Below are 20,955 nucleotides of genomic sequence, written 5' to 3' on the forward strand. Positions count from 1 at the left end.
CGGCAGGGCGACCGGGTGACGCCACGGCCGCGGGCGGCTCGTCGACCCCCCTCCGAGCCACCTCCTCGTTACCATCGCCACATGTCCACCTCCCGCGGCCGCTCCTCGGCAGGGCGCGGCGCGGAACCCGGCCGTGAGGGCCGGAGCGCACGCGCCGGCCGTGCCGGGCGCGCCGACCGGTCCCCGGACCGCCGTCGCCGGCTGCGCACGGTGGACGAGACGTCCGCCGGTGGGCTCGTCGTGCACCCCCAGACCGGCGCCGCCGCGCTGATCGGCCGGCTGGACCGCCGGGGCCGGCTGCTGTGGTCGCTGCCCAAGGGCCACATCGAGGCCGGTGAGACCGCGGAGCAGGCCGCGGTGCGCGAGGTGCAGGAGGAGACCGGCATCATCGGTGAGGTGCTGGCTCCCCTGGGCACCATCGACTTCTGGTTCGTCGCCGAGGACCGGCGCGTCCACAAGACGGTCCACCACTACCTGATGCGCGCGCTCGGCGGTGAGCTCTGCGACGAGGACGTCGAGGTCTCCGAGGTGGCCTGGGTGCCGCTCGACGAGCTCGAGGGCCGCCTCGCCTACGCCGACGAGCGCCGGCTGATCCGGCATGCGGCCAACCTGCTGGAGGAGACGGCGTGAGCCGGGTCGCGGCCCTGGTCGCGATCGTGCTCACCGCGGTGGTGGCGCTGTTCCTGCCCGCGGCGTTCCCGGCGGGCGCCCCGCAGGCCGCGGCCCGGGACCGCCCGGCGCAGCAACCGGCCCAGCAGCCCGTGGCCCCGGTCCGGCTCGACGTCGGCACGATGACCCCGCGGGTGGTGACGTCGGCGGGGCCGGGCGAGCTGGTCGTCACCGGGACCGTCACCAACACCGGCCCGGGGATCGTCGACGACCTGGCCGTCCGGGTGCAGCGCGGGCCGGTGCTCGCCGGCGAGGCGGCGCTGCGGGCCGCGCTGGCCGGGGAGGCCACGGTCGACGACGCGACGCCGCCGTTCGCCGACCTCGGCCCGCTCGCGCCGGGCGCGTCGGTCCCGTTCCGCTACGCCGTCCCGCTCACCGGGCCCCCGCAGTCGACGCTGGCGCTCCCCGGCCCGGGCACCTACCCGCTGCTGGTGAACCTCAACGGGACCGTCGACGGCACGCCGTCGCGGCTGGCCGGGGTCCGCACGATGCTGCCGGTGTCGTCGCTGCCGGGGGCCGCGCCGCCGTCGTCGCCGGTCACCGCCGCGCCGGTGACGATGCTGTACCCGATCACCGACGCCCCGCGCCGCGTCCCGCCGCTGCCCGGCGAGCCGCCACTGCTGACCGACGACGACCTCGCGACCTCCTTCGCCGACGGCGGCCGGCTGCGCGGCCTGGTCGAGGCGCTGGGCTCGGCCGCGCCCGCCGGATCCCCGACCCGGGCCGCGCTCTGCCTGGCGATCGACCCCGAGCTCGTCGCCACCGCGGCCGCCATGCGCGACGGCTACGGCGTCGTCACCGGCCCCGGCGAGTCCGTTCCCGGCCGCGGCGCGGAGGCGGCGGGCCAGTGGCTCGCGGCGCTGACCGCGGCCGCGCGCGGGACCTGCGTGATCGCGCTGCCGCCGTCGGACGCCGACCTCGTCGCCCTGGTCCGCGGCGGGCAGGCCGACCTCGCCAGGACCGCGCTGGACCGCGGCCGCCGGACCCTGGCCACCGAGCTGGGGACCACGGTCCTCGACGGCGTCGTGTGGCCCGCCGACGGCGTCGTCGACGAGGCGACGCTGGACGCCCTCGGCGGCGGGACCCGGCTGCTGCTCTCCGCCGACGGGGTGACCGGCACGACGGCCTCCGGCCGGGTGCGCGTGGGTGGCTCCGACGGCACCGGCCGCGACGGCGACGACTCCGCGCTGCTCACCGACCCGCTGCTCACCGAGGCCGCGACCAGACCCGCGGGCGTCGAGGTCCAGGAGGGGGACGTGGGCGGACTCGCCGGCCAGGACCTCGCCGGGGCGCTCGCGTTCCGGGCCGGGGACGCCGGCGGCCCGCTGGTCGTCGCACCGCCGCACCGCTGGGCCGCGGACGGGCCGGCCGCCGCCGGGGTGCTGACCGCCCTGACCTCGCTGATCGACGACGGCCGGATCGCCCCGACCGGCCTGTCCACCCTCATCGGCGGCGACGTGCAGGCGGGCGGGACGCAGCTGTTCTACCCACCGCAGGCCGGCGGCGCGGAGATCCCGGGGACGATCGTGTCCGGGGTGGCCGACCAGGTCCGGACGATCGAGGCGCTGCGGGCCGCGGCCGAGGCCCGCACCGGGGTCGGGGCCAGCCCCGCCGACGTGTTCGACCCGCTGGTGACCGGCACGCTGCGGGCGGTGTCGTCGTGGTGGCGGGGCGACCCGGCCCGCGCCGAGCGGGAGGAGACCGTCGTCGCCGACCGGATCGCCGAGATCCGCGCGTCGGTGCGTGTGGTGGAGCCGCCCAGCCCGTACTCGCTCGGAACCAGCGACGCACCGCTGCTGATCACCGTCGCCAACGGGCTGCCGGTGACGATGAACGTGCGGGTGGTGCTGTCGAGTACCACCGGGCTGCGGGTCGCCCCGATCGAGGTGCAGGCGGTCCCGCCGCGCGGCCGCGTCCAGGTGCGGGTCAGCGCCCAGGTCACCCGCTCCGGGGTGTTCAGCGTCGACGCGGGCCTGCTCACCCCCGACGGCGTCGCGCTCGGCCCGGACACCCGGCTACGGGTGCGGTCGACGGTCTACGGGACGGTCACGGTCTGGCTGACCGCGATCGCCGGCGGTGTCCTCGTGGTCCTGGTGGTCCGGCGGGTGCTGCGCCGGCTGCGTCCGGCCGCCGCAGCCGGGCCGTCCGGTGGCCCCGGGTCAGGGCCCGGCACGCCCCCGGACGTCCCCGTCCCACCGGGACCGGCGCCGTCCGGACGCGTCCACGGCTCCTGAGCCGGCAGAGACAAAGAACACGGCTGTCGTTCGCCGTCCGGTATTGACCGCTCGTCGCATCACAGGTGCTTTCCGGCGAATCCGGAGGGCGGGGAGGCAAACCGATGGTGCCCCTTCTCCGAAGACAGGGGAGACGGATCCGGGGCGTGTTCTCGGCTCGTCCACATCCGACCGAGTGCCGTAGGCTGACGCCGGACACGACACCGAGCGCCAGGGGAGGGCGAGGCCGTTGAGCGGGCAGATCGGCGAGCGCACTGCCCGGACCGGCCCCCACCCCGTCGAGGACGACGCGACCCCCCGTCCGCACCCGTCGCTCGACCCCACCGACGCCACGGCGACCGCCGACGCACCCGGGACCGCCGGAGTACCCGCCGACGAGCAGCCGACGGCCGCCGTGCCCGCGGTGCCGGCCCAGGCCCGGCCCACCGAGCGCATCCCGACCGTCCGCGAGACCGCGGGCACCACTGCGGGTTCGCCGCTCACCGAGCGCTACGTGCTCCGTCAGCGGATCGGGTCCGACCCGGCCGCCGGGGCGGAGTTCTGGCGCGCCGAGGACACCGTGCTGCGCCGCCCGGTCGGCGTCACGCTGCTGCGCAGGCTCCCCGCCGACGACCGTTCCGACGACCCGGAGGGCACCGCCCGCGCCGGTGAGATGATCGTGCGTGCCCTGCGCTCGGGCTGCTTCGAGCACTCCGGCAGCGCCCGGCTGCTCGACGTACTGGCCCCGGGCACGCACGGCCTGCCGGCCGACGTGCTGGGCGCCGCCGTCGCCGAGTGGGTGCCGGGGCGTTCGCTGGCCGAGACCGTCGCCGAGGGCCCAATCCGCGCGCAGCGGGCCGCCAAGGCCGTCGAGACCCTGTCGGCCGCCGCCACCGAGGCCCACCAGCAGGGCCTGGTGCTCGGCTGCGACCACCCGCAGCGCGTCCGGATCACCCCGGACGGGCGCGCCATGCTCGCCTTCCTGCTCCCGCGCCCGTCGGTGTCCGCCGCCGACGACGTCCGCGGGCTCGGCGGGATCCTCTACTGCCTGCTCACCCGGCGCTGGCCGCTGTCGGTGTCCGACGCCGCCCGCGCCGGGCTCGTCGCCGCCGACCGCACGCCCGCGGGCCGGCTGCGGCCCGCGTCGCAGCTGCGGCCCGGTGTGCCGCTGGAGCTGGACACGCTGTGCAGCGGTGCGCTCGGCCAGGGCGACGGCGTCAGTCGGGTGCACACCGCCGCGGCGATGCACCGGATGCTGGCCGACGTCGTCGCCGAGGACGCCGACCAGGCCTTCTTCCCGCCGGTGCACGACGGCGCGCCCGCCGAGCCCGACGACGTGTGGCAGGACTCCGACCGGCTGCCCGACACCCGCAACGACCCCCGGCGCCGCCGCAACCTGCGGATCGGTCTCGGGGTGCTCGCCGTCGGCGTGCTGATCGTGCTCGGGTACGTCGCCGTGCAGCTGGGCATGCTGTTCGGTGGTGGCGGCGCCCCGCCGGTGGTCGTCCCGCCCGCGGCGAGCGCCCCGGTGCAGCAGCAGGTTCCCCCCGCCGGGGCCCCGGCCGCGTCGTCCGGGACGGGTACCGCGGTGCCGGACGTGTCGGCGACGGTGTTCGACCCGGTCGGCGACGCGGACAACGCCGGCACCGTCGGCAACGTCGTCGACGGCGACCCCTCCACCGTGTGGACGACGAGCCGCTACTTCCAGCCGTTCCCGGCGCTCAAGCCCGGGATCGGCGTGCTGGCCTCGTTCGACGCCGCCGAGCCGCTCACCGGGCTCACCGTCGACTCGCCGACCGCGGGCGCGGTCGTGCAGGTCCGCTCGGCCCCGTCGGCCGAGCCGACGCTGGCGGAGACGACGCTGCTCGACACCGTCACCCTGTCGTCGGGACGGACGACGGTCGGCCTCGACCCGGGCCGCCCCACCCAGCACGTGCTCCTGTGGATCACGAACCTCGGGCCGAACAACCAGACCCAGATCGACGACATCGGGTTCCGCCGCACCGCACCCTGAGCCGCCCCGTTCGCGATCGCGACCGACCGGCCCGGCAACGCCCGTGAGCACCCCCCGGCGCTGCCTACCGTGCGCGGGTGACGACCGTCGACCGGATCCCGGACCGGGCCCCGCCCGACCTGGACGAGATGTTCCGCAGGTACGCCGACCGGCTCTGGTCGGTGGCCCTGCGGATGCTCGGCGACCGGACCGAGGCCGAGGACGCGGTGCAGGAGGCGTTCCTGTCCGCGCTCCGCTCGCCCGGGTTCCGCGGTGACGCCGCGACGGGGACGTGGCTGCACCGGATCCTCGTGAACGACTGCGTCGACCGGCTCCGCGCGGCCGGGCGGCGACGGGACCGGCTGCGGGCCCTGGAGACGGTCGTCGCGGCCCGGGACCACGCGGGCGGGCTCGTGGTGCGGCTCGCCGTCTCCGACGCGCTGGCCCTGCTGCCGGTGGACCAGCGGGCCGCGCTGGTGCTCGTGGACGGGCTCGGCTACGGCGTCGCGGAGGCGGCGGAGATGCTGGCGGTGGCGCCGGGGACGGTGAAGAGCCGCCGGGCCCGTGCGCGGGCCCGGCTGGCCCCCGTGCTGCGGGAGGACGAGGGATGAGCAGTTCTCACCGATCCGACGACAACTCCTCGGAGATCACTCGTCGGTACGACGACAACCAGTGTTCACCTGCTTCGTGTCATCCCGACGAGGAACCGTTCGTCGAGGTCGGGGCGCGGATGGCCCGGGAACTCGGTCCGGTGGCGATGCCGGACGACGTGGCGGCGCGGATGCGGGCGCGGCTCGCCGCGGAGATGGCGCGAGCGGCTCCCGGACCGGAGCGGGGCGAGGCTCCGGCGGCCGGCGGCCCGCCGCCGGGCCGCCGCACCCCGTGGCGCGCGCTCGCCGTCGCCGCGGCGGCACTCGTCGTCGCCGGGGTCGGGCTCGCCGCCCTCGGGCCCACCGCGCGGGTCGTCGTCCCGGTCGCCGGGACCGCCCCGGAGGAGCTCCGGTCCGCCGCCGCCGGCGCGGCGGTCCCCGTCGGCGCGCTCGACGACCCCGCCCGGGTCCGCGCCTGCCTCACCGCCGCCGGCGACCCGCGACCGGACGCTCCGTTCCTGACGGCCCGCCCGCACTCCGTCGACGGCCACCCGGCGGTCCTGCTCGTCCTCGGCGGACCGGAGCGGGGCCGCTACCGCCTCGTCGCCGTACCGCCGGACTGCGGGCCGGGCACCGCGCGGGTGCTCGCCGAGACCACCACCGGCTGACCCGGCCGGGCACCGGCGACGCCCGGATCACGCGGCCCACGTCCGACGGCACCGACGAGCGGGAATGCCCCTGTCTAGGATCGCGTTCGAGCCATACGGCAGCCACGACGCAGGAGCCGGCCACCCGGGCCGGCACCAGCAGGCCCGTCATCGCGCCCGTCGCCCGGGCGCGCCAGGAGGGATCGGTACCGGTGACCACCGACGACACGGTGCACAACCTGATCATCATCGGGTCCGGGCCGGCCGGCTACACCGCTGCGGTGTACGCCGCGCGGGCCCAGCTCGCCCCGCTCGTGTTCGAGGGCAGCCAGTTCGGCGGCGCCCTGATGACCACGACCGAGGTGGAGAACTACCCGGGCTTCACCGAGGGGATCATGGGCCCCGAGCTCATGCAGCAGATGCGGGGCCAGGCGGAGCGCTTCGGCGCCGACCTGCGCCCGCAGGACGTCGACGAGGTGAAGCTCGACGGCGACGTCAAGGAGGTGCGGGTCGGCAAGGAGACCTTCCGGGCCCGCGCCGTGATCCTCGCGATGGGTGCCGCCCCGCGCTACCTGCACGTCCCCGGCGAGCAGGAGCTCCTCGGCCGCGGCGTCAGCTCGTGCGCCACCTGCGACGGCTTCTTCTTCCGGGACCAGAACATCGCCGTCATCGGCGGCGGCGACTCGGCGATGGAGGAGGCCACGTTCCTCACCCGCTTCGCCGAGACCGTCACGGTCATCCACCGTCGCGACGAGTTCCGCGCCTCGAAGATCATGTACGAGCGGGCGCAGAACGACCCGAAGATGCGCTGGCGCACCAACTCCGAGGTCACCGAGGTGACCGGCGAGGGCTCGGTGAAGCAGCTGCAGCTGCGCGACACCGTGACCGGTGAGACCAGCACGCTCGACGTCACCGGCATGTTCGTCGCGATCGGCCACGACCCGCGCAGCGCGCTGGTGGCGGGCCAGGTCGACGTCGACGACGAGGGCTACGTGCAGGTGGACGGACGTACCACCTACACGAACGTCCCGGGCGTCTTCGCCTGTGGCGACCTCGTCGACCACACCTACCGCCAGGCGATCACCGCCGCGGGCTCCGGCTGCTCGGCCGCGATCGACGCCGAGCGCTGGCTGGCCGGCCACGAGGTCGGCTCCGAGATGGCCGGTGGCGGCTACGGCTCGGAGGAGACCGCCCCGGCGGCCGCCGTCGCCGACGCCGCGCACTGACCGCCCACCGGCACCCGACAGACCCGCATCCGCGACCGAAGGAGAACCCCATGGGCAACAACACCGTCGACGTCACCAGCAGCTCGTTCGACCAAGACGTCCTGAAGAGCGACAAGCCCGTCCTGGTCGACTTCTGGGCCACCTGGTGCGGCCCGTGCAAGATGGTCGCCCCGGTGCTCGACGAGATCGCCGGCGAGAACTCCGAGAAGCTGACCGTCGCCAAGCTCGACATCGACGCCAACCCGGAGGTCGCCCGCGACTACCAGGTCATGTCGGTCCCGACGATGATCCTGTTCTCCGGCGGCAAGCCGGTGAAGCAGATCGTGGGCGCGAAGCCGAAGGCGGCACTGCTCGCCGATCTCGCCGACCACATCTGATCACTGTCCGTGCGCTGTATAGCGCACGGAGATAACGCTGCGTGTCCCGGTTGATCACAACCGGGACACGCGCGTATCCGCCCCGCTGCACTCCTCCGGGGGCGGGGCAGGGCACAATGAGTCCGGCACGCGTCCGGTCACCGGGCGAAACCGACCGATCACGGGCGTCGCACGGCGCCTCACGACTGCGAGCGAGGGGTGCATGCAGCTGCTCCGGCGCGGGGACTGCGGTCCGGCCGTACGCGAGATCCGGACGACGCTGGGACAGCTCGGTCTGCTCCCGGCGGTTCCGCCGGGCTCGCGCGCCCAGGACATGTTCGACGACGGCGTGGACCGCGCCGTCCGCATGTTCCAGCAGGGCCGTGGCCTGATCACCGACGGCATCGTCGGCCCGGACACCGCCCGCGCGCTGCGGGAGGCGGGCTGGAGCCTGGGCGACCGGATGCTGTCGTTCACGCTCTCCACCCCCACCACCGGCGACGACGTCGCCCACCTGCAGGAACGCCTGCTCGAGCTCGGGTACAACCCGGGCCGGCCGAGCGGGTTGTTCGACCAGCAGACCGAGCAGGCCCTGATCCGCTTCCAGCGTGACTACGGCATGACCCCCGACGGTGTCTGCGGCCCGGAGACGCTGCGCGCGCTGCGCCAGCTCGGCCGGAAGGTCACCGGCGGGCGTCCGCACCTCATGCGCGAGCAGGAGCTGCTGCGCCGGGCCGGCCCGCGGATGCGCGGCAAGCGCATCGTCATCGACCCGGGACACGGCGGTCACGACCGCGGTGTCGACGTCGGCGGCGTCACCGAGGCCGACCTGATGTGGGACCTCGCCCGCCGGGTCGTCGGCCGCATGTCGGCCACCGGCATGGAGGCTCTGCTCTCCCGGCCGGAGAACGGCAACCCGCCGGACACCGAGCGCGCGCAGTTCGCCAACGACGTCGGCGCCGACATGGTCGTGTCGCTGCACACCGACGCGAGCTTCAGCCCGCACGCGCAGGGTCTGGCGACCTACTACTTCGGCAACGGGTCGGGCACCACGTCGAACGTCGGCGAGGCGCTCGCCGGGCTGATCCAGCGCGAGCTGCTCACCCGGACCTCGATGCTCGACTGCCGCAGCCAGACGTGCACCTGGGAGCTCGTGCGACGGACCCGGATGCCGGCCGTCCGCGTCGAGGTCGGGTACCTGACCCACCTCGGGGACCGTCGCAAGCTGCTCGACCCGGGCTTCCGCGACGTCGTCGCCGAGGGCATCCTCGTCGCCGTCAAGCGGCTGTACCTGCTCGGGCAGGACGACCAGCCCACCGGCACGTTCACCTTCAACGACGTGCTGGCCCGCGAGTACGCGAGGGACGAGATCCGGGCCGTCTGAGGCCCGTCACGACCCGCAGCACCCCGCCCGGCCCCCCTCACCCGGGGCCGGGCCACCGAGGCCGTCCACGGCCCGCTCAGAGCGCCCTCAGATCGTCCCTGCGGGCGGCACGAACGACAGCTGGCAGGACCCCGCGCGGGCCGGTGTCGCCGTCGGGCGCGGCGCCGCGGTCTGCATCGGGATGGTCACCGTGTTGAACAGCTGTTCGAGCGCGGCTTCCACGTCGGACTTCCACTCCAGCCCCGAGCGCAGCTCCATCCGCAGCCGCGGCCAGCGGTGGTGCGGGCGGACGGTCTTGAAACCGACCGAGCGGAGGAAGTCCGCCGGGACGACGCAGTCGGACTCGGTGCCGGGACGCGCGTCGCCGAACGCCTCCACGGCCTTCACCCCGCGCCGGGTCAGGTCCTTCACGACGGCCTGGGCGAGCGCCCGGCCCAGTCCCTCGCCGGCGAACTCCGGGGCCACCTGCATCGTGGTCAGCAGGACGGCGTCGGCGCTGACCGGTCCGGTCGGCATCTCGGTGGCACGGGGGACCGACGCCGGCGGCGCGAACAGCACGTACCCCGCGGGGGCACCGCCGACGTAGACGACCCGGCCGCAGGAGCCCCACTCGAGGAGCACCTCCGACAGCCAGGCCTCCTTCTCCAGGTCGGTCGTGCCGTACCCCTCGGCCTGGTCGGCGAGCTGGGGTGAGAGCTCCCAGTAGACGCAGTTGCGACACCGCTTCGGCAGATCGCCGAGGTTGTCGAGGTTGAGCGCGGCAACGTGCCAGGACACGGAATCCGACCTCCGGATGTCGTCGTCGCGCGATGCACGCGCTGCTGCGCGGCCGGCCCGTCCGGGGCGTGGTCCCGACCCCGGCGCCGGAGCAACCGTCCCCCCTGGCCGCCCCCGGGTCCGGTGACCCCGCGCAGCCCGAGACTAGGTGGATTCTCGCGATCCCGTCACCCCGAGAAGGCCCACCGGTACGAACGTCACGACGAAGGGCGGGCCGATCACCCGTCGCGGTTACACTCGGCGAGCCTTTTCCCCTCGCAGAGGAGCATGCGATGACCCTGCCCGACCGCCCGCAGCAGCCCGACGTCCGCCGTTCCGCGGCCGCGGCGGCCGCGCAGGCAGCGGCGGCAGGGGAGGGGGCCGTGGTCCCGCTCGCCCCCACCGAGCGCTTCGCGACCCGCACCGCCGGGATGACGGCGTCGGAGATCCGGGCGCTGTTCGCCGTCGCGAGCCGTCCCGAGGTCGTCTCGCTGGCCGGTGGCATGCCGAACCTGGCGGCGCTGCCGCTGCAGTCCCTCGCCCGCGAGGTGGCCGAGCTCGTCGACGTGGACGGCATGTCCGCGCTGCAGTACGGCTCCGCGCAGGGTGTACCACAGCTGCGGGAGCAGATCTGCGAGGTCATGCGGGAGGAGGGCATCGAGGCCGACCCGAACGACGTCGTCGTCACCGTCGGCTCGCAGATGGCCCTCGACCTGCTGACCCGGATCTTCGTCGACCCGGGCGACGTCGTCCTGGCCGAGGGACCGTCCTACGTCGGCGCGCTGGGCAGCTTCGCCGCCTACCAGGCGCGAGTCGTGCACGTCGCGATGGACGAGCACGGGCTGGTCCCGGAGCTGCTGCACGAGGCGCTGGAGTCGCTGGCGCGGCAGGGGATCGTCCCGAAGTTCCTGTACACGATCCCGAACTTCCACAACCCGGCCGGCGTGACGCTGGCGCACCAGCGGCGCCCGCGGATCCTGGAGCTGTGCCGGCGCTACGGCGTGATGGTCGTCGAGGACAACCCCTACGGGATGCTCGGTTTCGACGGCGAGGTGCACCCGGCGCTGCGTTCGTACGACCCGGACGTGCTGTACCTGGGGTCGTTCTCGAAGACGTTCGCGTCCGGGCTGCGGGTGGGCTGGGCGCTGGTACCGCCGCTGGTGCGGGACCGGCTGGTGCTGGCCGCGGAGTCGGCGACGCTGTGCCCGCCGTCGTTCACGCAGATGCTGGTGTCGCGCTACCTGTCGCACCACGACTGGCGCAGCCAGATCAAGACGTTCAGCGAGAACTACCGCGAGCGCCGCGACGCGATGCTCGCCGCGCTGGAGACGTACCTGCCCGAGGGCTGCACCTGGAACGTCCCCGACGGCGGGTTCTTCGTGTGGCTGACCGTGCCGGAGGGCGTCGACACGAAGGCGATGCTGCCCCGTGCGGTCACCGCGCGGGTCGCGTACGCGTCCGGCACCGGCTTCTACGCCGACGGGTTCGGCAGCCGGCAGCTGCGGCTGTCGTTCTGCTTCCCGACGCCCGAGCGCATCACCGAGGGCGTGCGGCGGCTGGCGGCGGTACTGGAGGCCGAGATGGAGGTCGTGCGGACGTTCGGGACACCGGTCCGCCCCGAGCTGACCCGGGGCACCCAGAGCCCGTCGCCGGACACGACCTGACGCCGTCCGACGACGGCGATGTTTCACGTGGAACGCCCCGGACCGGCTCCCGGTCCGGGGCGTTCCCGTTCATGGCGCAGAATGCCCGCGTGAGCGATCGAACGGTGGCCGTGCTGGCCGGAGGCCTGTCCCACGAGCGTGAGGTGTCCCTGCGATCCGGTCGTCGACTGGCGGGTGCGCTGCGCGCGAACGGTGTCGACGTCCGCGAGTGGGACGTCGACGCGCGCCTGCTGGAGCGGCTCTCGACCGACCGGCCGGACGCGGTCGCCGTCGCGCTGCACGGGGGCGAGGGGGAGAACGGCGCCGTGCAGCAGGTGCTGGAGCTGCTGGGCATCCCGTTCGTCGGGACGCCGTCCGGGGCGTGCCGGCGGGCGTGGGACAAGCCGAGCGTGAAGACCGAGCTCGTCCGCGCGGGCCTGTCGACGCCGGACTGGGTCGCGCTGCCGCACTCGACCTTCCGTGAGCTGGGCGCACAGGGCGTGCTCGGTGCGATCGTCGAGCGCCTGGGCCTGCCGCTGGTACTGAAGCCGGACCAGGGCGGCTCGGCGCTCGGTGTGCAGGTGGTCCGGAACGCGGCGGACCTGCCGGCCGCGATGGTCAGCTGCTTCGCCTACGCCGAGACGGTGCTCGTCGAACGGTTCGTCGCCGGGACCGAGGTCGCGGTGTCGGTCGTCCACGACGGCGAGGAGCCCCGCGCGCTGCCGCCGGTGGAGGTGGAGGTGCCGTCCGGGTTCTACGACTACACGTCCCGCTACACACCCGGTGCGGCCACGTTCCACTGCCCGGCGCGGCTGCCGTCGGACGTGCTGGACGCGCTGGCCGACACCGCCCTGGCCGCACACCGGCTGCTGGGGATGCGCGACGTGTCGCGCACCGACGCGATCGTCGACGCCGACGGTCATGTGCACGTCCTGGAGATGAACGTGTCGCCGGGCCTGACCGACACCTCGCTGCTCCCGACCGCGGTGGCCGCGGACGGTTCCGACCTCGCGACGGTCTACCTGGCGCTCGTCGAGCGCGCGGCGGCCCGGCAGGGCTGAGCGGTGTTCCACGTGGAACCACAGCGGTGTGGTTCCACGTGGAACATCAGCCGAGCACGCCGCCGCAGGGTTCGGAGGCCCGCCACAGCTCCAGGAGCGGGCTCATCCCGTCCCCGAGACCCGGCTGCTGCGGGACCATCGCGAAGCAGGCGACGAGCTGCACCAGCCGGGCCGCCTCGCAGAGGGCGAGCAGCTCGGCGTCGACGGGACGGTCGGCCGCCCGCTCGTAGGCGACGACGACCTCCGGGCCGGCGAAGGTCAGGTCCCACTCGACCGGTCCGACGCAGACGTGCTCGAGGTCGGCGTCGTACGGACCGTCCGGGGTCCGCAGGACGTTGTACGCCGGCGAGTCCCCGTGCACCGGCTGCGGGCGTGTGCCGGGGAACCGGTCGGCGCAGCCCGCCTCGTCGCCGAGCACCGGGAGGATCGTCGCCCACTCCCGCAGCGCGCGGTCGCGGTCGGTGGGGGAGACGTGGGTGGTGTCGTGCCGCAGCGCGTCGAGCATCGCCGTGACGGAGTCGTCGAGTGGGTGCATCCAGTCCAGCTCGACCGGACACGGTCGTAGCGCGGTGTGCAGCCGAGCGAGCGTCGCGCCGCTCGCACCGGCGTCGGGCGGGCCGTCCGGGACGACGGTCAGGCGCTCCCAGAAGGTGAGGGACAGGTCCCCGGCGGCGACGGGTCGCTCCGGGTGTGCGGGCCGGACCACGGGGTGCCCGGCGTCCGACAGCCACCGGCAGACCGCGATCTCGCGCCGCTGCTGCTCCGCCTGTCCCGCCGGATCGAGGCCGGGCGGGAGGACGGTGGGGACCCGCACCACGACCGGCTCCGGCTCCAGTGCGACGACGACCGAGAACAGGTCGTGCAGGACGCGGGGTGTGCCGGGGCGGTAGCCGTGGTCCCGCGCGGCGGACACCGCGGTGTCGACGGCGCGGTGGGTGCGAGCGGCGAGCTCGGCGTCGGTGAGCACCGGGCCATCCTGGGGCATCGGGGTGTTCCACGTGAAACACACGCACGCGACGCCGGGCGGATCGGGCGGGCGGGGTCGGAGCCGCTCGGTGTGTGCCCGAGTCTGCTGCGATGGGCCGCCCCGCCCTGCTGCATCGGCCGGTCCGATCCCACCCTGCGCCGTACGATCCCGCACCGTCCGGCCCGATCCCGCCCTGCCCCGTTCCGTCTGCCCGTTCCGTCTGGGCCGGTCCCGCCCTGCCCGATCCCGCCCTACCCGCTTCCGTCCTGCCCGATCCCGCCCTACCCGCTTCCGCCCTGCCCGCTTCCGCCCTGCCCGATCCCGCCCTGCCCGCTTCCGCCCTGCCCGCTTCCGCCCTGCCCGATCCCGCACCGTCCGGTCCACGCGCGGTTCCGCGTCCGGAACCGTGCCGACGGGCCGAGCACTCCCGCGCCGAGCACTTGCCCGCGATGGCGCCGGCGCGGACACCGGCCTCGCAGGCCGCCGCGCGCTCCCGGGCCGGGCACTCCCGGGTGAGCACTCCTGGGCCGGGCGCCGGCGGTCCGGGCGTCGGTGGACCCGGGGCCTGCGGGCCGGACGTGGTGACCGGCTTCCACGCCGCAGCACGCGCGGTCGTCCCGGATGCCGGCCGCAGCCCACCGGGTCGGCGCATCCGGGCCGACCGTCCCCCGGCACGGTCGCCGGACGGCGACACCGGCCGGGCGCCACCGGGAATGCGGAGGTGCGGCGATCCCACCGGCGCGTCCGGCTGCCACCTCGGGCGGACGAGCCCCCTGCGCCGCGGAGGCGCACGGATCGGCGTCGCCCGCACCCGGTACGCGGCGACGAGGTCCGCACCGCCCAGGCCGCCCTCGGCGGGACGAGACCTCGCCCCGGTCGCCGTGTCCGTGCGGCGCGTACGGGATCGCGACGCGGCTGATCCCGCAGCGTGGGCGGACCACCCCGGAGCTGCGGCATCCGCAGGCCACCCGCTCACGAGACCGGACCCGACGCGCTGCCCGACGCCCGCCACGACCTCCGTCGCTGTTCCACGTGAAACATCGACGCCGTCCGCCGCGGACCCGATCACATGCAGTACCGAGACCGCCGGAGAGAGCCGCGGGCCCCAGCTCCGCACGAGCCACGCGACCCCGGGGCGGACGCCCCGTCCCGCTCGTCGGCCGAGCCCGGCCGATGGGCACTCCGTACGACCGTCGCCCGGGACCCACCACGAGCCGATCCACGCGCGACCACCATCGATGCCGGGCGAGTTCAGACATACGTACGACTAATCAGGCGTGTTCCGGCCAGTACGCACCCCGGCACCGATCGGCAAACCGAGAAAAGCGATGAATCGGGCAGGACCAACGGCTCAGCGGCCCCACACGGCTCCTGAGACCCACCTCGGCCTCCCCATCAAACCCTCACGCGTCCGAAGGCTCAGAGGCCGTCTGAGGGCGCCCTCAGAAGCCGTCCAGCGCGTCACACCACGCCGCCACCCCAGTGCCCGGACAGACCGACGGCCGCCATCCACGGGGACGACGGCCGTCGGGGAAGGGGAGTGGTGTCCGGTCAGTCGCGCTCGCTGATCCCCATCAGCCCGGTGATCCGGTCGAGGTCCTCGACCGATCCGAACTCGACGACGATGCGGCCCTTGCGCTGACCCATCTCGACCTTCACCCGGGTGTCGAACATGTCGGCCAGCCGGTCGGCACGCTCGACGAACTCCGGGCGCTGATCGCCGCGACGGCGGACCCGGCGTTCCTGCGGAGGTCCCGCGTGCCGCGCCAGCACGACGGCCTCCTCGGTCGCGCGGACCGACATGCCCTCCGCGACGATGCGGGTGGCGAGATCCTCCTGCTGCCCGGCGTCCTCGAGACCCAGCAGGGCGCGCGCGTGCCCGGCCGACAGCACGCCGGCGGCGACCCGGCGCTGCACCGACACCGGCAGCTTCAGCAGCCGGATCATGTTGGTGACGACGGGCCGGCTGCGGCCGAGCCGGTCGGCGAGCTCGGAGTGGGTGACGCCGAACTCGGCGAGCAGCTGCTCGTAGGCGGCCGCCTCCTCGAGGGGGTTGAGCTGGACGCGGTGGATGTTCTCCAGGAGCGCGTCGCGGAGCATCACGTCGTCGGCGGTGTGCCGGACGATCGCGGGCAGCGTCTCCAGCCCGGCGCGCTGGGCCGCACGCCACCGGCGCTCGCCCATGATCAGCTCGTAGTCGACACCGGCCCGGCGGACCACGATCGGCTGCAGCAGCCCGAACTCACGGATCGAGTGCTCCAGCTCGGCGAGCTGGTCGTCGTCGAACTGGGTCCGCGGCTGCTTGGGGTTGGGCACGATCCGCCGCAGCGGGATCTCGCGGTACTCCGCGCCGCCGTCGACGACCGGGGTCTCGGGCTCGTGGTCGTCGCGCCGGACGGCCGGAGCCGGGCGGTGCAGGGGTGCGCCGGGCCCGTTGTTCCCGGGCCGGTCACCGGACTCCGACGGGCCGGTGGGGATGAGCGCGGCGAGACCGCGGCCCAGTCCACCCTTGCGCTCGGCCATCTCAGCGACCGTCCGGGCGGTAGGCGCCGCTCGCCCCGTGCTCGGCGATCTCCCGGGCCGCGTCGATGTAGCTCATCGCACCGCGGGAGCCGGGGTCATAGGCGAGCACGGTCTGGCTGTAGCCGGGGGCCTCGGAGACCTTCACGCTGCGCGGGATGACCGTGCGCAGCGCCGTCGGACCGAAGTGCTGGCGGACCTCGGAGGTGACCTGGTCGGCGAGCTTGGTGCGGCCGTCGTACATGGTCAGCAGGATGGTCGACACGTGCAGCGAGGTGTTCAGGTGCGACCGGACGAGGTCGATGTTGGACAGCAGCTGCCCGAGCCCCTCCAGCGCGTAGTACTCGCACTGGATCGGGATGAGCACCTCGGACGCCGCGACGAGCGCGTTGACCGTCAGCAGCCCCAGCGACGGCGGGCAGTCGATGAGCACGTAGTCGACGTCGAGCCGGGCCAGCGTCTCGTCGTTCAGCGCCTGGGCCAGCCGGGACTCCCGGGCGACCATGCTGACGAGCTCGATCTCGGCGCCGGCCAGGTCGATCGTGGCGGGCAGGCAGAGCAGGTTCGGCGACGCGGTGCTGACCGCGACGGCCTCCTCGAGGGGGATCTCGCCGAGCATCACCTCGTACACCGACGGCGTGCCGGTGCGGTGCTCGACGCCGAGTGCGGTGGACGCGTTGCCCTGCGGGTCGAGGTCGATCACCAGCACCCGGATGCCGTGCAGGGCCAGGCCCGCGGCGAGGTTGACCGTGCTGGTCGTCTTCCCGACCCCGCCCTTCTGGTTCGCGACGCCCATGACACGGCGCGCGGCCGGGCGGGGCATGCCGTGCCGGTCGGGGTGCAGGACGCGTGCGGCCCGCTCGGCCTCGTCCGCGATGGGGGTCCATCCGGCACTCATGCGCGACCCTCGCTTCCTGGACGGTTCGTGCCCGGTCGGTGTTTCACGTGAAACGGCGCTCCGGCACCCATCATCGCCGTTCCTTCCTCCGGTTGCGGCGGGGCGCGCCGGTCCGCGGGATCTCGACCACCGTGGTCAGCGGATCGACCACACCGGCTCCGGTCTCGTGGATCCGGGGCTCGCCCCCTCCGAGCGCACGGACCGCCGCGGCGTCGCGGGCGATCTCGTCCGGGGCGGAGGCGCCCTTCAGCACCAGCATCGCACCCCCCTGCCGCAGCAGGGGCAGGCAGATGCCCGCGAGCCGGGCCAGCGGTCCGACGGCCCGGGCGGTGACGACGTCGGCCCCCTCCCATCGTCGCAGAACGGGCTTCTCCTCGGCACGCCCCCGTTCGACGACGATGTCCAGGCCGAGGTCGCCCAGCACCTCGTCGAGCCACTCCACCCGGCGGGCCAACGGCTCGATCAGCACGATCCGCAGGTCCGGCCGGGCCAGGGCGAGCGGGATCCCCGGGAGCCCGGCGCCGGAGCCGACGTCGGCGACCCGGGCGTCGGCGGGCACGACCTCGCCGAGGACCGCACAGTTCAGCACGTGCCGGTCCCACAGCCGGTCCCGCTCGCGCGGGCCGATCAGCCCGCGCTCGATCCCGGAGGTCGCGAGGTGCTCGACGTAGCGGACGGCCAGCCCGGTCCGGTCGCCGAAGACCTTCTCCGCGACCTCCGGGGTCGGGATGGGGGAGGTGGTCACTTCTTGTGGACCACGACCTGGCGACGCGGCTCCTCGCCCTCGCTCTCGGAGACGACGCCCTTCACGGTGGCGACGGCGTCGTGCACGACCTTGCGCTCGAACGGCGTCATCGGGCGCAGCCGCGCGGACTCGCCGCTGGCCTTGACCTCCTGGGCGGTCTCCAGGCCGAGCTCGGTGAGCTCGTCGCGGCGGTGCCGACGCCACCCCGCGATGTCGAGCATCAGCCGGCTGCGGCTGCCCAGCTGCTGCTGGACGGCCAGGCGGGCCAGCTCCTGCAGGCTCTCCAGCACCGAGCCCTTGTCGCCGACGAGCTTCTGCAGGTCGGCGTCGTCCTCGGCGCCCTCGATGCTGACGATGGCGCGGCCGCCCTCGACGTCGAGGTCGATGTCGCCGTCGTAGTCCAGGATGTCCAGCAGGCGCTCCAGGTAGTCACCTGCGACGTCGCCCTCCTGGATCAGCAGGCTCTCGCCGGACGGCTTGTCCTGCACGTCCGGACCCTCGGCGGGCTCCTTGGCGGTGGTGGGCACGCGCAACTCCTCTCGTCAACGGTTCGCGGTCCGTCGCGCCCGGGCCCGCGCGGCGGTGGGGTCCGCCGGGGCCGGCGGGGGCGCCGGGGTCTGTCGGGGTGGTGCGGTGGGACGGTCAGCGACGCTTGCCGCGCCGGGCCTTCGCCCCCGGACGCTTCTGCACCGGCTTCGCCCCGGGCTTCTTCTGGCCGTTACCGGAACCGTTGCCGTTCCCGTTGCGGGCCGTTCCGTTGCGCTGCCCGTCGGGGGTCGCGCCGGTGCCGGCGGAGGCACCGTCGGATCCGGTGGCACGGGCCTCGGACGCCGCCTCGGCAGCCTCCTCCTCGGCCGGCTGGATCGGCTCGTCGGCGATCTCACGGACGTCCTCGGCGGAGCCGCGACGGACGTCGCGGAGCGGCTTCTGGCCGGGGCGCGGGGCGCGGGCCTTGGCGGACTCGGTGGCCTTCTCGGCCTTGTCCGACTCCTCGGCGTCGATCTTGCGGTAGACGACGTACTGCTGGCCGAGGGTCCACAGGTTGTTGGCGACCCAGTAGAAGAGGACCGCGAGCGGCAGGAACGGCGCACCGACGACGACACCGATCGGGAACACGTAGAGCATCAGCTTCTGCATGATCTCGGCCTGCGGGTTCGCCGCGACGGTGCCGGCGGCGATCTGCGCCTGCTGGCGGGCGACCGAGTGGCGCGCGGTGATGTGGGTGAAGATGCCGGCCGCGATCATCAGCGGGATCATCACGATCCACTGCGAGACCAGGTTGCCACCGAGCTCGGCGACGGACGCGGTGTTCTGCAGCGGCCAGACGGCCGAGCCCAGCTTCGCGCCGAACAGGCTCGAGTCGACGAACGAGGCGTTCTCGGCCGCGTTGAAGACGTAGTTCTCGGTCTTGCCCGGCTTGAACTCGCGCAGCACGTGGAACAGACCGATGAACACCGGGATCTGCACCAGGATCGGCAGGCAGCCCATGAGCGGGTTGGCGCCGTTCTGCTGCTGGAGCTTCTGCATCTCCGTGGCGAGCTTCTGGCGGTCGTTCGCGTACTTCTTCCGGAGCTTCTGCATCTCCGGGGCCATCTCCTGCATCTTGCGCATGGAGCGGACCTGCACGACGAACGGCTTGTAGAGGATGACGCGCAGCGTGAAGACGAGGAAGACGACCGACAGCGCCCAGGCGAACCCGTTGTCGTCGCCCAGGACGAAGCCGAAGACCTTGTGCCAGACCCACATGATCCAGCTGACGGGGTAGTAGATGAAGTCCAGCACTGCTGCGTTGCTCCTCGTGGTCTCGGGCGGGGCCCGCGGGTCAGCGGTCCGTACCGCGTGAGAGGCCTTCGGTCCGGGGCGGGTCGGTGGACGTCTGCTCCGGCCCGGGGTCGGGTTCGGTGCCGCTGCGCGGGACCCCGTCGCTGCGCCGCCGGCGCGGCGGCACCGGATCCCACCCGCCAGGGTGCCACGGGGCACACTTCAGCAACCGCCACACGGTGAGGCCGAGACCGCGCACGAAGCCGTGCTCACGGAACGCCTCGACCGAGTACGCGCTGCAGCTCGGGTGGAACCGGCAGCTCGGCATCAGGTTCGGGGAGATCCACACCTGGTACCAGCGCACCGCGGCCATCGCGGCCCGCGCGCCGACACCGGGACGTGCGCCGGGGAGCTCTCCGTCGTCCATCGGAGCCTCCTCACCCGTCGGGGCCGCGTCGTGTGCCGTGCTCATCGCGGGCCGTCCGCGGCCGGGCGCGGACGGCGCGGCCGCTGCGCCGCGCGCAGTGCGGAGTCGAGGTCGGCCGCCAGCTCGGCGGACGAGGCGTCACCGGCGGGCGGCAACGCTCGGACGACGAGTGCCGCGCCGGCGGGCAGCGCCGTCAGCCTGTCCGCGACCAGATGGCGCAGCCGCCGGGAGACCCGGTGCCGGGCCACGGCGTTGCCGACGGCCTTGCTCACGACGAAACCCGCCCTCGGCGAGGCGTGCTCGGGCACGCCGCCGGGGCGGGTCAGGTCGAGATGCACCACCAGCCTCGACCGGCCGGCACGTCGTCCGCGCCTGATCGTCGAGGCGAACTCGGGCCGGCGGGTGAGCCGGGCGTGTGCCGGCAGCACGGCGCGGGCCGGTGGGGGCGCCGGCCGTCAGGCCGAGAGGTTGCCGCGCCCCTTGCGACGGCGCGCAGCGAGGATCGCGCGGCCGGCGCGGGTGCGCATGCGCAGCCGGAAGCCGTGCGTCTTGGCCCGGCGGCGGTTGTTCGGCTGGAAAGTACGCTTGCTCACGGTCGGCTCCTGGTCGGCGGTTCGCAGGCGTCCTGCGACGCCGAGATGTCTACGGTCACTGGCTCGGGTTCGCGGGCCACCGGCCACACGACGCTCCACAACGACAGATGCGGGGAGCCGCGTTCGACGGGCGCGACACGCCCATCCGACCAGGTGTCCGGTCGTCAAGGGTACGCAGCGCGTTTCGAGGGGGTCAAACCGCCCCCACCGGGCGCCGCGACCCCGCCGGACGCCCGCCACGACGGCTGCTGCTAGCGTCGCCGACCCCGCCCGGGACCGGCGCGGGAGTAACGACCGCCCGCACCCCGACCGAGACCTCCACACGACCGACGGCCGGCGCCCCGATGCGCACCGGCCGGAGCCTGCTGCGTACCTTTACGCACAAGTGTGGACAACTCTGGGGATACATCGCCCCCGAGGCCGAGTCCTCGTGTCCGGACGGCTCATCGCCAGTGCTCCGGGGGAGCAGACCGCCGACGGCGGTCGATCGGGAGGGGGAAACGCGG

General features: G+C 74.4%; 20 protein-coding genes. 10 read left to right on the forward strand and 10 right to left on the reverse strand.

The window, feature by feature from the left end:
* The first annotated feature begins 81 nt into the window (after nucleotides 1-81).
* From MTO91_RS26745 to MTO91_RS26780, 8 genes are all read left to right on the forward strand, one after another.
* Nucleotides 82-630, forward strand: a complete 549-nt coding sequence (locus tag MTO91_RS26745; protein ID WP_346101884.1) for an NUDIX hydrolase — start codon at nucleotides 82-84, stop codon at nucleotides 628-630.
* Complete coding sequence (locus MTO91_RS26750; protein ID WP_476653210.1) at nucleotides 627-2,903, forward strand: DUF6049 family protein; 2,277 nt, start codon at nucleotides 627-629, stop codon at nucleotides 2,901-2,903. The genes MTO91_RS26745 and MTO91_RS26750 overlap by 4 nt, the downstream gene beginning before the upstream one ends.
* Nucleotides 2,904-3,132: 229 nt before the next feature.
* Nucleotides 3,133-4,896 carry a protein kinase family protein gene (locus tag MTO91_RS26755; RefSeq protein WP_405420741.1) on the forward strand — a complete coding sequence of 588 codons (1,764 nt, stop codon included), beginning with the start codon at nucleotides 3,133-3,135 and terminating at the stop codon, nucleotides 4,894-4,896.
* Nucleotides 4,897-4,973: 77 nt separating this feature from the next.
* A complete protein-coding gene (locus MTO91_RS26760; protein ID WP_073573699.1) occupies nucleotides 4,974-5,486 on the forward strand; it encodes a sigma-70 family RNA polymerase sigma factor in 513 nt (170 codons plus the stop codon).
* The gene (locus MTO91_RS26765) at nucleotides 5,483-6,133 is read left to right on the forward strand and encodes a hypothetical protein (protein WP_476653212.1); all 651 of its coding nucleotides are present in this window, start codon (nucleotides 5,483-5,485) and stop codon (nucleotides 6,131-6,133) included. The genes MTO91_RS26760 and MTO91_RS26765 overlap by 4 nt, the downstream gene beginning before the upstream one ends.
* A 191-nt stretch (nucleotides 6,134-6,324) precedes the next feature.
* Entirely contained in the window at nucleotides 6,325-7,338 is a 1,014-nt protein-coding gene (gene trxB, locus MTO91_RS26770; RefSeq protein WP_062399016.1) for a thioredoxin-disulfide reductase, read from the forward strand.
* A gap of 50 nt (nucleotides 7,339-7,388) precedes the next feature.
* Nucleotides 7,389-7,715: a thioredoxin gene (trxA, locus tag MTO91_RS26775; protein ID WP_020622767.1), complete on the forward strand. Its 327-nt coding sequence runs from the start codon at nucleotides 7,389-7,391 to the stop codon at nucleotides 7,713-7,715.
* A 202-nt stretch (nucleotides 7,716-7,917) separates the two neighbouring features.
* Entirely contained in the window at nucleotides 7,918-9,078 is a 1,161-nt protein-coding gene (locus MTO91_RS26780) for an N-acetylmuramoyl-L-alanine amidase (protein ID WP_073573702.1), read from the forward strand.
* A gap of 87 nt (nucleotides 9,079-9,165) precedes the next feature.
* Here MTO91_RS26780 and MTO91_RS26785 read toward each other — a convergent pair whose 3' ends face one another.
* Nucleotides 9,166-9,855, reverse strand: a complete 690-nt coding sequence (locus tag MTO91_RS26785; RefSeq protein ID WP_224401046.1) for a GNAT family N-acetyltransferase — start codon at nucleotides 9,853-9,855, stop codon at nucleotides 9,166-9,168.
* 272 nt (nucleotides 9,856-10,127) lie between these two features.
* Here MTO91_RS26785 and MTO91_RS26790 point away from each other — a divergent pair, with 272 nt between their 5' ends.
* Together MTO91_RS26790 and MTO91_RS26795 are read left to right on the forward strand one after the other, a co-directional pair.
* The gene (locus MTO91_RS26790) at nucleotides 10,128-11,498 is read left to right on the forward strand and encodes an aminotransferase-like domain-containing protein (protein WP_476653215.1); all 1,371 of its coding nucleotides are present in this window, start codon (nucleotides 10,128-10,130) and stop codon (nucleotides 11,496-11,498) included.
* Nucleotides 11,499-11,587: 89 nt separating this feature from the next.
* Nucleotides 11,588-12,538: a D-alanine--D-alanine ligase family protein gene (locus MTO91_RS26795; RefSeq protein WP_062399020.1), complete on the forward strand. Its 951-nt coding sequence runs from the start codon at nucleotides 11,588-11,590 to the stop codon at nucleotides 12,536-12,538.
* 46 nt (nucleotides 12,539-12,584) lie between these two features.
* Here MTO91_RS26795 and MTO91_RS26800 read toward each other — a convergent pair whose 3' ends face one another.
* The 9 genes from MTO91_RS26800 to rpmH form a co-directional block, all read right to left on the reverse strand.
* The gene (locus MTO91_RS26800; protein WP_405420732.1) at nucleotides 12,585-13,505 is read right to left on the reverse strand and encodes an aminoglycoside phosphotransferase/kinase family protein; all 921 of its coding nucleotides are present in this window, start codon (nucleotides 13,503-13,505) and stop codon (nucleotides 12,585-12,587) included.
* 1,551 nt (nucleotides 13,506-15,056) lie between these two features.
* Nucleotides 15,057-16,028 (reverse strand): ParB/RepB/Spo0J family partition protein, encoded by a 972-nt coding sequence (locus MTO91_RS26805; RefSeq protein WP_405420729.1) that lies wholly within the window; start codon nucleotides 16,026-16,028, stop codon nucleotides 15,057-15,059.
* Between the two features lies 1 nt (nucleotide 16,029).
* Entirely contained in the window at nucleotides 16,030-16,923 is an 894-nt protein-coding gene (locus MTO91_RS26810) for a ParA family protein (RefSeq protein ID WP_405420726.1), read from the reverse strand.
* Nucleotides 16,924-16,993: 70 nt separating this feature from the next.
* A complete protein-coding gene (gene rsmG / locus MTO91_RS26815) occupies nucleotides 16,994-17,668 on the reverse strand; it encodes a 16S rRNA (guanine(527)-N(7))-methyltransferase RsmG (RefSeq protein ID WP_062399027.1) in 675 nt (224 codons plus the stop codon).
* Complete coding sequence (locus MTO91_RS26820) at nucleotides 17,665-18,156, reverse strand: Jag family protein (protein WP_145983423.1); 492 nt, start codon at nucleotides 18,154-18,156, stop codon at nucleotides 17,665-17,667. Before MTO91_RS26820 ends, rsmG begins: the two co-directional genes overlap by 4 nt.
* 154 nt (nucleotides 18,157-18,310) lie before the next feature.
* Nucleotides 18,311-19,450, reverse strand: coding sequence for a membrane protein insertase YidC (gene yidC, locus MTO91_RS26825; protein WP_476653217.1), 1,140 nt, complete (start codon nucleotides 19,448-19,450; stop codon nucleotides 18,311-18,313).
* Between the two features lie 40 nt (nucleotides 19,451-19,490).
* A complete protein-coding gene (gene yidD, locus MTO91_RS26830) occupies nucleotides 19,491-19,856 on the reverse strand; it encodes a membrane protein insertion efficiency factor YidD (RefSeq protein WP_073573709.1) in 366 nt (121 codons plus the stop codon).
* A 41-nt stretch (nucleotides 19,857-19,897) separates the two neighbouring features.
* Complete coding sequence (rnpA, locus tag MTO91_RS26835; RefSeq protein WP_062399033.1) at nucleotides 19,898-20,284, reverse strand: ribonuclease P protein component; 387 nt, start codon at nucleotides 20,282-20,284, stop codon at nucleotides 19,898-19,900.
* Between the two features lie 27 nt (nucleotides 20,285-20,311).
* Complete coding sequence (gene rpmH, locus MTO91_RS26840) at nucleotides 20,312-20,449, reverse strand: 50S ribosomal protein L34 (RefSeq protein ID WP_020622600.1); 138 nt, start codon at nucleotides 20,447-20,449, stop codon at nucleotides 20,312-20,314.
* Nucleotides 20,450-20,955: the final 506 nt, after the last annotated feature.

The organism is Pseudonocardia sp. 2-7 (assembly GCF_056341085.1).

Bases quoted from the DNA above. Each gene is read 5' to 3' on its own strand.
- MTO91_RS26790 (WP_476653215.1), top strand. From the start codon at position 10,128: ATGACCCTGCCCGACCGCCCGCAGCAGCCCGACGTCCGCCGTTCCGCG.
- MTO91_RS26745 (WP_346101884.1), top strand. From the start codon at position 82: ATGTCCACCTCCCGCGGCCGCTCCTCGGCAGGGCGCGGCGCGGAACCC.
- MTO91_RS26780 (WP_073573702.1), top strand. From the start codon at position 7,918: ATGCAGCTGCTCCGGCGCGGGGACTGCGGTCCGGCCGTACGCGAGATC.
- trxA (WP_020622767.1), top strand. From the start codon at position 7,389: ATGGGCAACAACACCGTCGACGTCACCAGCAGCTCGTTCGACCAAGAC.
- MTO91_RS26810 (WP_405420726.1), bottom strand. From the start codon at position 16,923: ATGAGTGCCGGATGGACCCCCATCGCGGACGAGGCCGAGCGGGCCGCA.
- MTO91_RS26765 (WP_476653212.1), top strand. From the start codon at position 5,483: ATGAGCAGTTCTCACCGATCCGACGACAACTCCTCGGAGATCACTCGT.
- yidD (WP_073573709.1), bottom strand. From the start codon at position 19,856: ATGGACGACGGAGAGCTCCCCGGCGCACGTCCCGGTGTCGGCGCGCGG.
- MTO91_RS26805 (WP_405420729.1), bottom strand. From the start codon at position 16,028: ATGGCCGAGCGCAAGGGTGGACTGGGCCGCGGTCTCGCCGCGCTCATC.